General features: G+C 63.5%; 14 protein-coding genes. 7 read left to right on the forward strand and 7 right to left on the reverse strand.

The window, feature by feature from the left end; translation table 11 throughout:
• The first annotated feature begins 78 nt into the window (after positions 1–78).
• From HX851_RS35185 to lpxO, 3 genes are all read left to right on the forward strand, one after another.
• Positions 79–1,545, forward strand: a complete 1,467-nt coding sequence (locus HX851_RS35185) for a purine-cytosine permease family protein (RefSeq protein ID WP_177057509.1) — start codon at positions 79–81, stop codon at positions 1,543–1,545.
• Entirely contained in the window at positions 1,538–2,464 is a 927-nt protein-coding gene (locus HX851_RS35190; RefSeq protein WP_177057508.1) for a PfkB family carbohydrate kinase, read from the forward strand. The genes HX851_RS35185 and HX851_RS35190 overlap by 8 nt, the downstream gene beginning before the upstream one ends.
• A gap of 192 nt (positions 2,465–2,656) precedes the next feature.
• Positions 2,657–3,556 carry a lipid A hydroxylase LpxO gene (gene lpxO / locus HX851_RS35195; protein WP_177064273.1) on the forward strand — a complete coding sequence of 300 codons (900 nt, stop codon included), beginning with the start codon at positions 2,657–2,659 and terminating at the stop codon, positions 3,554–3,556.
• On the opposite strand, the gene HX851_RS35200 is transcribed toward lpxO, so the two are convergent.
• Positions 3,553–4,422, reverse strand: coding sequence for a LysR family transcriptional regulator (locus HX851_RS35200; RefSeq protein ID WP_177057506.1), 870 nt, complete (start codon positions 4,420–4,422; stop codon positions 3,553–3,555). The two genes, lpxO and HX851_RS35200, sit on opposite strands and share 4 nt — an antisense overlap.
• Positions 4,423–4,531: 109 nt before the next feature.
• On the opposite strand from HX851_RS35200, the gene HX851_RS35205 reads away from it, so the two are divergent.
• The 3 genes from HX851_RS35205 (at position 4,532) to HX851_RS35215 (ending at position 5,780) form a co-directional block, all read left to right on the forward strand.
• Complete coding sequence (locus tag HX851_RS35205; RefSeq protein WP_177064274.1) at positions 4,532–5,110, forward strand: DUF4865 family protein; 579 nt, start codon at positions 4,532–4,534, stop codon at positions 5,108–5,110.
• Positions 5,097–5,231: a hypothetical protein gene (locus tag HX851_RS35210; protein ID WP_256262385.1), complete on the forward strand. Its 135-nt coding sequence runs from the start codon at positions 5,097–5,099 to the stop codon at positions 5,229–5,231. The genes HX851_RS35205 and HX851_RS35210 overlap by 14 nt, the downstream gene beginning before the upstream one ends.
• A gap of 63 nt (positions 5,232–5,294) precedes the next feature.
• On the forward strand, positions 5,295–5,780 hold the full coding sequence (locus HX851_RS35215; RefSeq protein WP_177057504.1) for a GNAT family N-acetyltransferase: 486 nt from the start codon (positions 5,295–5,297) through the stop codon (positions 5,778–5,780).
• Between the two features lie 158 nt (positions 5,781–5,938).
• Here HX851_RS35215 and HX851_RS35220 read toward each other — a convergent pair whose 3' ends face one another.
• The 5 genes from HX851_RS35220 to HX851_RS35240 form a co-directional block, all read right to left on the reverse strand.
• Positions 5,939–7,309: a GntT/GntP/DsdX family permease gene (locus HX851_RS35220; protein WP_177057503.1), complete on the reverse strand. Its 1,371-nt coding sequence runs from the start codon at positions 7,307–7,309 to the stop codon at positions 5,939–5,941.
• A gap of 152 nt (positions 7,310–7,461) precedes the next feature.
• A complete protein-coding gene (copD, locus tag HX851_RS35225; RefSeq protein ID WP_177057502.1) occupies positions 7,462–8,313 on the reverse strand; it encodes a copper homeostasis membrane protein CopD in 852 nt (283 codons plus the stop codon).
• Positions 8,314–8,317: 4 nt separating this feature from the next.
• Positions 8,318–8,689: a copper homeostasis periplasmic binding protein CopC gene (gene copC, locus HX851_RS35230; protein ID WP_177057501.1), complete on the reverse strand. Its 372-nt coding sequence runs from the start codon at positions 8,687–8,689 to the stop codon at positions 8,318–8,320.
• Between the two features lie 176 nt (positions 8,690–8,865).
• Entirely contained in the window at positions 8,866–9,594 is a 729-nt protein-coding gene (locus HX851_RS35235; protein ID WP_177057500.1) for a CbtA family protein, read from the reverse strand.
• Between the two features lie 15 nt (positions 9,595–9,609).
• The gene (locus tag HX851_RS35240; RefSeq protein ID WP_177057499.1) at positions 9,610–9,828 is read right to left on the reverse strand and encodes a CbtB domain-containing protein; all 219 of its coding nucleotides are present in this window, start codon (positions 9,826–9,828) and stop codon (positions 9,610–9,612) included.
• Between the two features lie 196 nt (positions 9,829–10,024).
• On the opposite strand from HX851_RS35240, the gene HX851_RS35245 reads away from it, so the two are divergent.
• Complete coding sequence (locus HX851_RS35245) at positions 10,025–10,570, forward strand: histidine phosphatase family protein (protein WP_177057498.1); 546 nt, start codon at positions 10,025–10,027, stop codon at positions 10,568–10,570.
• A gap of 124 nt (positions 10,571–10,694) precedes the next feature.
• Here HX851_RS35245 and HX851_RS35250 read toward each other — a convergent pair whose 3' ends face one another.
• Positions 10,695–11,774, reverse strand: a complete 1,080-nt coding sequence (locus HX851_RS35250; RefSeq protein ID WP_177057497.1) for a nucleoside hydrolase — start codon at positions 11,772–11,774, stop codon at positions 10,695–10,697.
• Positions 11,775–11,795: the final 21 nt, after the last annotated feature.

The following is an 11,795-nucleotide window of genomic DNA, read 5'->3' on the forward strand; positions in this document are numbered from 1 at the left end:
GGGGCCGGAGTGGCCCGGGTTTCACCACGCCTTCCGCACTGCCCACAACCACAACAATGGCATCAGGAGCTGAACACCATGACCTCATCAAACGCCGGGCAAAGTGCCGGGCAACTGGAAACCCGCGGTATCGAACCGGCCCCCGAAGCGGAGTGCAACGGCCATCCCCTGCAACTGTTCTGGGTCTGGTTCGCCGCCAATATCAGTATTCTCGGCCTGCCACTGGGGGCGACCCTGGTGGCCTTCCGTGGCCTGGCTATCTGGCAGGCGATCATTGTCGCGATCATCGGTGCGGCGGGTTCCTTCGCCGTGGTGGGGGTCATCTCCATCGCCGGTCGACGCGGCCGGGCGCCGAGCCTGACGCTGTCGCGGGCGATCTTCGGGGTGCGCGGCAATATCGGCCCGACCATCGTTTCGCTGATGTCGCGCCTGGGCTGGGAAACGGTCAACACCACCACCGCGGCCTTCGTGCTGCTGTCGCTGTGTTCGATCCTGTTCAACTCGCCGGTCGAAGCCAAGAGTGCGCCGGCCCTGACCCTGCTGTTCATCGCCATCTTCGTGCTGCTGACCCTGTCGGTGTCCGGCCTCGGTCATGCCACCTTGCTGGTCATCCAGAAGTGGGCGACCTACGTCTTCGGCGGCCTGAATATCATCGTCGGCGGTTTCCTCTGCGCCACCATCGACTGGAGCGCGGTGTTCAACGCCACCCCGGCCCCCATGAGCGCGATGATCATCGGCATCGGCACCATGGCGGCGGGCACCGGCATCGGCTGGGCCAACGCCGGGGCGGACATGTCGCGCTACCAGCACAAGAGCGTCAAGGCGGCGCGCCTGGTGGCTTCGGCGGCCTTTGGTGCCGGGATTCCGCTGGTGCTGCTGATCACCCTCGGCGGCCTGTTGTCGGTGGGCAACCATGACCTGGCACAAGCCACCGACCCGATCATCGCGATCCGCGACATGCTGCCGACCTGGATGGCCGTGCCCTACCTGATCACCGCCTTCGGTGGCCTGCTGCTGTCGAACAACCTGTCGGTGTACTCGGCCGGGCTGACCACCCTGACCCTCGGCTTGAAGGTCAAGCGTGTGCACGCGGTGATCGTCGATATCGTGGCGATCTTCGCCGGCTCCATCTACTTCATGCTGATCGCCGACAGCTTCTACGGTCCGTTCATCACCTTCATTTCGCTGCTGGCCGTGCCGATCACCGCCTGGGTCGGGATCTTCGTGGTCGACCTGCTGCATCGCCATGTCTACAGCGCCAAGGACCTGCTGGACGTCAGCCCGACCAGCGCCTACTGGTATCGCGGCGGCGTGGAATGGCGCGCGTTCGGCGCCTGGGCCGTGGCCATCGTGCTGGGCTTCAGCTTCACCACCATCGGTACCACGGCCGAGAACATCTGGTTCCGTGGTTTCCTCTCCGATTCCTGGCTGGGTCACAACGGCCTGGGCTGGATCGTTACCTTCCTCGTTGCAGGCGGTATCTACGGCCTGCTCGGCGGCGCGGCGGATCGTCGTGCGGCCTTTGTAGAGAATGCCAATGGCTAGATTGCTGCATACCGGCCAGGTCATGGTTGACCTGGTCATTTCCCTCGACCAACTGCCGGTCAGCGGCGGCGACGCGCTGGCCAATACCGCCAGCTTCGAGGCCGGTGCCGGTTTTAATGTGATGGCCGCTGCCCGGCGCAACGGTTTGGCGGTGGTCTATCTCGGTCGTCACGGCAACGGTCGCTTCGGCGAACTGGCCCGCCAGGCGATGGTGGCGGAAGGGGTGGAGATCGCCCTCGACCGTGACCAGGAAAAGGACACCGGGCTCTGCGTGTCCCTGACTGAAGCCAGTGCCGAGCGTACCTTCATTTCCCATATCGGCGCCGAAGGCGGGCTCTCGTCCGCCGAATTGGCGCGGGTTGCGGTGCAGGTCGACGACTATGTCTATGTCAGCGGCTACAGCCTGCAATACCCGGACAAGGTGCAGGCGCTGCTGGACTGGGTGCTGGCCTTGCCGAGGGCAGTGACGGTGGTGTTCGATCCGGGGCCGCTGGTCAACGCCCCGGACTCGGCGCCCATGGCGGCCCTGCTGCCGCGTATCGATATCTGGACCAGCAACAGCGTCGAATCCCTGCGCTTTACCGGTGCCGAGGATATTGCCGGTTCGCTGGACAGCCTGGCACAGCGCTTGTCCGACGGCGCCCTGTTGCTGGTGCGCGATGGCCCTGGCGGTTGCTGGATCAGCCGGGGCGGGGAGCGCCGGCATATCCCCGGTTTCAAGGTGCGGGCAGTGGATACCAATGGTGCCGGTGACGCTCATTCCGGCGTGTTCCTGGCCGGGCTGGCGGCCGGGCTCGATGCTGCCGAGGCAGCCCTTCGCGCCAATGCGGCGGCGGCCCTGGCGGTGACGCGCTGGGGGCCGGCAACCTCGCCGGGCACTGACGAGGTGGATGCCTTGCTCGCTCGGCCGAAGGGGTAAAAATGTAGGAAAAACCTGTAATAGATTGCGTTTTTGTCTTCGGCTTAAGTAGGAAATGCTGGAAACCACGGCGGCGGCTGTTCTACCCTAGCACGTTGGCTATTTTTCTCGACATCCGGCTTCCGGAGGCTCTGCTCCAGGGCTGGCTGTCGCGAGAAGTTAGCGTGTTCTCCGACTTCTGTGACGACGCCCGTGAAACTCATCATCATTGCTGTTTACGTACTGTCCATCGCGTATGTGCACCTGCGCGGTCAAGTCCGGCACAAGCTGGGCCGCCAACTGAGCGACCACTCCAGCTTCCTGGCACCGATCAACTGCTTCCTCTACCTGTTTTCGAAGATCCCCAGCCGTCCCTACCTGCAAACGACGGACTTCCCCGAACTCAAGCCGCTGCAGGACAACTGGCAGGAAATCCGCGAGGAGGCCCTGGCCCTGTTGCGTGCCGGCGAAATCAAGAAGTCCGAGCGGCCCGACGATGTCGGTTTCAACTCCTTCTTCAAGTCCGGCTGGAAACGCTTCTACCTGAAATGGTATGGCGACAATCATCCCTCCGCCCTGGAGCTCTGCCCGCGTACCACCGAACTGCTCAACGGCATCGGCACGGTCAAGGCGGCGATGTTCGCCGAGTTGCCACCGGGTTCGAAGCTGGTCCGCCACCGTGATCCGTACGCCGGTTCCCTGCGCTACCACCTGGGGCTGGAAACGCCGAACGATGCCGGCTGCTACATCAACGTCGACGGCCAGAACTACCACTGGCGTGACGGCGAGCCGGTGATGTTCGACGAGACTTTTATCCACTATGCGGAAAACACCACCGACAAGGACCGCGTGATCCTGTTCTGCGATATCGAGCGGCCGATGAAGTATCGCTGGGCGGCAGCCTTCAACCGCTGGTTCAGCCGCAACGTCATGGCGGCTGCCGCGGCGCCCAATGGCGACGGCGACAAGACCGGCGGGATCAACAAGGCCTTTGCCAGGCTGTACATTATCCGCCAGCGCGGAAAGGCCCTGAAAAAGACCAACCGCACGCGCTACTACCTGGAGAAGTGGGCGATCTTTGCCGGGCTGCTGGCGTTGTTCCTGCTGATCTAGCCGCGCTCCAACACTCCCCGGAACGCGGCACTCAATGCCCGCAATGTCTCCTGCGAGCGGGCATCCGTAGGCCGCGCGTGCAGGATGATTTCGGTCACCGGCAGCGCCGGCAGTCCCAGTTGCTCGCCGACTTCGACAGCACCGGCCGGCGCCACCCGTTTGGCCAGCGCGGCCACGCCGAGGCCGGCGCTGACCGCCGCACCCACTGCCATGACGCCGCCGCCGATAAACACTTCGGTCCAGGCAATCCCCGCATCGTCCAGTACCCGTACCGCCAGGTGTCGCACACCGCAGGGCGCGGCCATGGTCGCCAGACGTAACACGCTGCCCGGCACATGTTGCCAGGTCGGTGCGGCGAACCAGCCGAAGCGCTCGACCACCAGCACTTCGCCGTCGTGGCGGTCGCCCTCGCTACGCACGATGGCGGCGTCCAGTTCGCCGCGGTCGAACGATGCGCTCAGGTCCCGGGACGAAGCGATGCGTACTTCGATGATCAGCAGCGGATCGTACTGGGCCAGCCGGCTCAGCAGCACCGGCAGGTCGGGCCCGGCGACATGATCGCTGATGCCGATGATCAAGCGTCGGCCCGGCGGCGCGCTCATATCGCCGAGAGCCCGTTCATGGGCCTGGAGCAGGGTCCGCGCCGCCTGGATGAATTGCTCGCCGGGAAGTGTCAGGCGCACATGCCTTGGCGTGCGCTCCAGCAAGCGATAGCCGAGACGCTCTTCGAGACGCTTGAGCTTCAGGCTGATGGCCGCCTGCGAAGTATCCAGCGCCTGGGCGGCGCGGGTGAAGCTGGCGAAGTCGGCGATCAGGACAAAGGCCTGGACAGTGTCGATATCGAGCGGCCTGCTGGTGTCTGTCATATCTATCTCTTATCACACTTATATCTGTAGATATCTTGTTGTAATCATAGCGCTTGCGCAAGCTGGCTCCAGGTTTTCCACCGCCGGTTTTTTCCGAAGGAGCGCAGTCATGTTTGCCAAACAGTATTCACACCGCTTGCCCGCCAACTACGACATGGGCCTGATCCGTCGTCGTGCCACTGAACTCGGACCGCTCTGGGACGGTGCCCGCGGCCTGGTGTTCAAGGCCTTTATCGCCCGAGAGAGAGGCGTTTTCGCTGCCTCGGCCAACCAGTATTCGTCGGTCTACCTGTGGTCGGATCCGGCCGCCGCCGGGGCGTTCCTGATGGATGAGCGTTTCCAGAAGGTGATCGATTCGTTCGGGCGTCCGCGGATCGAGGCGTGGTTGCCATTGGATTTCCAACTGGGCACGGCGCTTGAGGCACGAGCGCTGTATCGCGAAGAACTGGCGGTCGATCCGGAGGCGGATCGCGCCGGGCTGCTGGCAGCCGGGATCGAGCACAACCGGGCACTGCTGCGCCAGGAAGATACCTTCGCGGTGTTCCTGGCGCTGGATACCGCGACCTGGCGGTTGGTGCGCATCATCCTGTCGTCGGCCGCGCCGGATCGTAGTCGTGCCAGCGATGCCTACGAGGTGTTGTACCTGGCGCAACCCGGCGTCGAGAGCCGGCGCCATGGACGGGGGTAAGCGGGAGGTTGGCGTCAGCCATGCGGTGCTTGCCCATCTGCTGGGATTGGCGGTGGGCGCCGTGCTGATCCTGGGCCTGACATTGTTCGCCTGCCTGTTGCTGCGAGCGAATTTTTATTGAAATGATTCAAGCGGCAACACAATCCGAATAGCATGGGCGACTTCATTGATGGTGGAAGCGCCCATGTCCCTCGAAATACGCGAAGCCCGGCCCAGCGATGCGCCGCAGATCCTGGCCTTTATCACCGAACTGGCGGACTACGAACGGGCGCGTCATGAAGTGATCGCCAGTGTCGTCGATATCGAGCGCAGCCTGTTCGGCGAAGGCGCCACGGCCCATGGCCTGATTTGTCTGCGTGAAGGCGAACCGGTCGGATTTGCGGTGTTTTTCTTCAGCTATTCCACCTGGCTCGGGCGCAACGGCCTGTACCTGGAAGACCTCTACGTCTCGCCACAACAACGCGGTGCCGGGGCGGGCAAGAAGCTCCTGCGGCACCTGGCGAAGATTGCCTGTGCCAATGATTGCGGACGTCTGGAATGGAGCGTGCTGGATTGGAACGAATCGGCGATCCGCTTCTACGAGTCCATCGGCGCGCAACCCCAGAGTGAGTGGGTGCGCTACCGCATGGACGGTGAGGTGTTGAAGAACTTTGCCTATTCGCAGGACTGAGCGGAGATCCTGAAAACACCGCGAAACCTGTAGACCCTGGTTTGGGTGGGAGGGGACTTGCCCCCGAAGAGGCCCTTCAGTCTTGCGCCGTCTGTCCGGACACCCTCGCCGGCAAGCCGTCTCCTACAGGTGGTCGGGTTCAAATCATCGGCGGCGGCTTATCTGAACCACTGCCACAAGAGCAGCGTGCCGATCAGCCCGACCACCGAGACAATGGTCTGCAATACCGACCAGACCCAGATCGTCTGCTTGAGTTGCAGGCCGAAGTACTCGCGCACCATCCAGAAACCGGCATCGTTGACATGGCAGAAGAACACCGAGCCAGCGCCGATGGCCAGTGCTACCAGCGAACTCTGGGTGGTTGCCAGGCCCGCCATCAGCGGGGCGAGGATGCCCGCGGTGGTGGTGGTCGCCACGGTGGCCGAGCCGGTCGCCTGACGCAAGGCCACGGCGATCAGCCAGGCCAGCAGCACGTAGGACATGTTCGCGCCGGTGGCGACCTTGCTGATGGTGTCGCTGATCCCCGCTTCCAGCAGGGTCTGCTTCAGTCCGCCGCCGGCGCCGATGGTCAGCAACAGCACGGCAATCGGCGCCAGGCTCTTGCGCAGCACGCTGCCGACCTGGTCGCGGGCCATGCCGATCGACCAGCCGAGGCAGATCACCGCGGCGATCACCGCGAGGCCCAGGGCGATCAGCGGCTCACCGAGAAACTTCAGGGTAATCGCCAGGTTGCTTTGCGGCGCCATGGCGACCTTCGCCAGGGTGCTGCCGAGCATCAGCAGCACCGGCAGCAGAATGATCAGCAGGGAGATGGCAAAGCTCGGTTTGCGCCGGGTCTCTACCTTAGCCGTGAACAGTGCACCGAGTTCCGCCGGCTCCTGCACATCCAGGCGTTTCGACAGCCAGATGCCATACACCGGGCCTGCCAGCATCACCGCCGGAATGGCGATACAGAAGCCCAACAGCATGGTCATGCCGAGGTCGGCATGCAGGGCACTGACGGCGATCAGCGGCCCCGGATGGGGCGGCATCAGTGCGTGCAGGGTGGTCATGCCGGCGAGGGCAGGGATAGCCACCTTGAGTAGCGGCTGGCCGGACTGGCGGGCGATCACGAAGATGATCGGCACCATCAGCACCAGGCCGACTTCGAAGAACAGCGGCAGGCCGATGACCATTGCCACCAGCGCCATCACCCAGGGCAGCGACTTGCCGCGCGCATGACGCAGCAGCGTCGAGGCGATGCGGTCGGCGGCTCCGGACTCGGCCATCAGCGCGCCGAGCATGGCGCCCAGGGAAATGATGATCCCGGCTTCACCGAGCAGGCTACCGGCGCCTTTGCTGAATGCCTTGGCCACTTCCTCGGGCGGCAGGGACGCGCCGAGCCCGGCGACGAAGGTGCCGATCAGGATGGACAGGAAGGGCGGCAGCTTGGTAAGGCTGATCAGCACGATGATGGTGGCGATGGCCAGCAGGCAGCAGACGATCAGGCGGGTGTCGTGGGCGAGCCACGCGGCATGTGAAAGATCCAACGGAAACCCCTTCTTGTAATATCTTGTTACGCGGTTGGAAGGAATATACCTGATCAATTCATATAGATGACTATCTGACGCGGGTTTTTTACCAACGGCCGTCTGAAAGTCCCGAGAAGCCGGTGTCGTTTGTTGGCGATGACTGGATCGGCTCAGTTCATCAGCATCGGCGGCAATGTGCCCAGCAGCGAGACAGCGAGGATCGCGCCCAGTCCCAGCAGCCATTCGAGCGTCACACTGCGGCGCAGGAGGCTGAAATGCCCGCGGCGGCTCATCACCAGGTTGAACAGCGCCAGCCCCAGCATCAGCACGACCATCAACACCTTGATCAGCAGGATCAGGGCAAAGCCGCTGAACAGCGGAGTCGGCCAGACGGCACCGGTGAGCACGCGCACGTTGATCATGCCGGTGACGATGATGGTGGCGACCAGCAGGTAGCCGAGGTTGCTGAAGCGGCGTAGTACCCGGTTGATGTCATGTTCCGCCGGCTTGCCCAGCACCAGAGCGAGCAACATCAGGCCGCCGACCCAGGCACCGACACCACTCAGGTGCAGCAACTGGTTGAGCATCAGCAACTGGCCGCTCAGGCCGTCGAGCATCGCACCGTGGCCGACCGGTGCGAGGGTCGCCAGCAGCAGGAACGCGAGCAGGAGATTGGCCCGGGGCGGGCCGTTGGCGCACAGGCCGAGCAACAGCAGCAGGCTGAGCCCCAGGTGCCAGCTCCAGACCTTACCGAAGAAGGTGCTGCCCAGGACCAGTTGCAGGGTGGGCCGGTGGATCGCGTCGGCCCAGTCACCGGTCATGCCGGCGGTAGTCAGCAGCAACCAGGCGACCGCACTGAGCAAGGCCAGCCCGGCCATCCAGCGTTTGGCCCGCGACAGGTGCCGGTCGAGGAGTGCGCAGGGGGCCGGGCCGATCAGCAAGGGCCTGAACAGGCAGGCCCCGAACAGCGACAGGACCATGGCGAAATGCAGGAAACGGCACAGGACCATGGCGCTTTGCATGAATTCAGTTGCCCACCTTGAAGTCGTAGTTGCCTTCGCTCTTGTGGGTGTCGACCGAGACCGCATGCCATTCGACCTTGTAGTTGCCGGCCTTCAGCGGGGCGGCCGGGGTCACGACAAGGATTTTCTTGTCGGCCGGATCACTGGCGATGCTCGCCGCGACCGGGGTGCCGCCGCTGCTTAGCTCGACCTTGGTCAGTGCGGCCTCGACACCTTCGCTGAACACCAGGCGCAATTCGCTCGGGGCGCTGACGGTGCTGTCCGCCGCCGGGGTTTCACTTTTCAGGTGAGCGTGGGCGAAGACAGAGCCGGCGGCGACGCAAGCGCCGAGCAGGACAACGGTATTCAGGGCTTTTTTCAGGTAGGGAAATGACATCGATCAGTACCTTGATGGCGGGAACAGGTGAGGATGATGCGCAGGTGCAAACTTGACAATAGCGGGTTTAGAAACACTGTAGGAGCCGGCTTGCCGGCGATGGCGTCCGCACAGGCGGCGCAAGGCCGAAGGGCCTAATCGCTGGCAAGCCCGCTCCTACAGGTGGGCAGGCCCGATCAGCCGAGCACGTAATGACCGTGGCGCTTGAGGCTGCGCTCGGTCAACCCGCCGAACAGCAGGCCGAGGGTGGTCCACAGCACCAGTTGGATACCCAGGGCGGCGACGCGGAACTGCCACAGCACCACGGCCGAGAAGTCCGCCGGCACTTCATTGACTTCCGGGAATGCATAATGAGCCACGGCGGCGATCACGATATACAGCGCGGCACCCACCAGGGCGGCCGTCCAGGCACCATGACGGGCGATCAGCTTGCGACCGAGGTTGATCGCGATCACCATCGCCGCGATCGACACCGCCAGCATCAGGAAGAACAGCTTGGTGCGCTGCTTGATGGTATCCGGGTCGCCGATCGACGGCGGATTGGCCGGGTACTTGAGTTCCGGCACGAAAATCACCGCGACAAAGGCGGCCAGGGCCAGCAGGGCGGACAGGCCGCGCGGGCCCATGCGACCGACGCGGCCCATGGCGTAGGCGAATACCAGGGCGAACAGGCCGCCCATGGAGGCGCTGTACACCAGCACGCCGGTCAGCAGGCCGATGCTGCTCTGGGTTTCGCGGCTGACCAGTTCCGGTTCAGGCGCTTCGCCCTTCATGGCGTCCATTTTTTCTTCGAAGGCAATCGCCTTGTCGACCTGCGGCTCGCCAAATACCTTGGCAAAGCCGAACGCCAGCAAACCGGCGACGATGCCCACGAGCATGCCGCGCAGCAGAAGTGATCCAGTCATGGTGTGTTCTCGTGATCAGTGGCAGGGAAAGCCGAGCAAGTGGCGGCCATCGTGTACGAATTCATGTACGTACATGCCGGAGATCAACGAGGTCGCACCCTGTTCCGCGCCGACGAAGTAAATCGCCAGCATCAGCAGCAGGCCGCCGAAGATTGCCCACGGCAGCAGTTCGCCGAGGGGAATGGTGGGGATCGATATGGAGCCGGGATTATCGTATGTTGCGGTACTGGCCATCTGAAAAGTCTCCAGGGATTGTGCGTCCGGTCTGAGATGTGAAGTGCGCATGGAAGGGTCTGACTCTCGGCATCTAGAATGCGATTACAGTGGCGCAACCGTGCCGGGTTTCCACCGGCTTCCTTCCTTGTAACAAATTGATACAAGTGCTCGCGGAGTGTAATCCTCTGTGAAGCGTAACGGGAGAAAATTCCATATGCCGATCCGGCTCAGTGTTGTCTGCCATGCCCGTACCGAGGCCCAGCGCCTGGGGCGTTTTCCGCTGGACGAGCCGGTGGAACCCAAGGGCCTGGCCAAGGCCGCCGAGCTGGCAGCCCGCCTGAAAAAGCCGGTACGGATTCTCAGTGCGCCGGAGAGCCGCGCCTGGCAGACGGCCGAGGCACTGGGTAGTGAGATCGAGATTGTTCCGGAACTGGGCGATTACGACTTTGGCGAATGGCAGGGCCTGGCCCTGGCGGACCTGCAGGAGAGTGATCCCGAGGCACTGGCGGCCTGGGTCAGCCAGCCAGAGGTGGTCGTGCCGGCGGGCGAGTCGGTGACGCAGTTGTGTGCGAGAGTGGGAGCCTGGCTCGACGGTTTTCACGAGGACGGACATTTTGTCGTCGTGACCCACCCCTTTGTGATCCGTGCGGCGATCCTGCATGCGCTGCAGGCCAGTCCGGCTTCATTCAACGCGATCGACATCGAACCCTTGTCGGTGGTCGACCTGCGTCGCAATGGGCGCTGGCGTTTGCGATTCTGAGAGGAAGGTTGTTCCCGCGCTTCGCGTGGGCATGCAGCCCTGACACTCTGCGTCACAAGAGCGGACGCAGAGCGTCCGGAGATACATTCCCACGCGGAGCGTGGGAACGATCATCGGCTGTCGACTAGGGCTTTTTCACCGGCGTCGGCAAGGTCACCAGTGACACGTAGTCGTTCCAGAATTTCTTCTGGTCCACCGCGAACACTATCTTGGCTTTCTGCGTCCCCACCGGCGGGTTCTTCTTGTAGCCCAACGCGCGACCGTAGTCCGGGCCGAAATGGGTGTCGACATCGATCCACATGTCGCGCGATTCGGTGACGATTTCAGGCTCGGTCAGGAACAGCGCCGGCAGGCTGTCCCAGGTAAAGCTGTGGTAGCCCGGGTCCTTGGCGAACTCCGGTCCGAACACACTCTTGTACAGTTCCGGCACTGCGCCCTTGGCGGCGATCACTCGCTTGTAGACCGAAGCGTCGAAGATGACCTTCTCGCAGACATCGTTGGGGAAGATCACATGTTCGATCGGCGAACGCAGGACGATCCGCGCTGCTTCCGGGTCGAACCACCAGTTGAACTCCGCCGCCGGCGTGGTATTGCCCGGGATCTCGATGGCGCCGCCCATGTACACGATGCGCTTGATCAGCGGCACGATGTCCGGCGCCTGGCGGATCGCCAGGGCCAGGTTGGTCAGCGGGCCGATGGCCAGCAGGGTCACTTCGTGAGGGTTCTTGCGCACGCTGTCGATAATGAACTGCGGGGCGGTTTCGCTGCGCAGCCGGGTGTGGGTGGCCAGGCCATCGGGCGGCGCCACCAGTTGCGTCGCCGAGGTCGGGCGCGGGTTCTTGAACGCGCCGGGCCAGCCGGCGCCGAACAGCGCCTTCTCCTGTGGATAAGTCGCGAAGTCATGCAGCAGCGGATACGCCGCGCCGGAGTAGACGCCGATCTCCTTTTCCACGCCCATGCGCTCGACGGCCTTCAGCGCATCGACCTGTTCCTGGTCGACCCAGGCGTTGCCGCTGACCAGGGTCATCCCCAGCAGGTCGATCTTCTTCTGCGCATGCAGTTGCGCCAGCATGATAAAGGCCTGGCCGTCGTCGTTGAGGACGTTGAAATCGGTGTCGAGAATGACTTTTTCAGCCGCCTGCAGCGAACCGGCCGACAGGCTGACGGCCAGCGCCAGCGCGCAGCCCTTGAGAAAGCGTTGCATGGTGATTTGCCCCAATGAGTT

The organism is Pseudomonas gingeri, from assembly GCF_013385635.1.
In the GTDB taxonomy this organism is placed as follows: domain Bacteria; phylum Pseudomonadota; class Gammaproteobacteria; order Pseudomonadales; family Pseudomonadaceae; genus Aquipseudomonas; species Aquipseudomonas gingeri_A.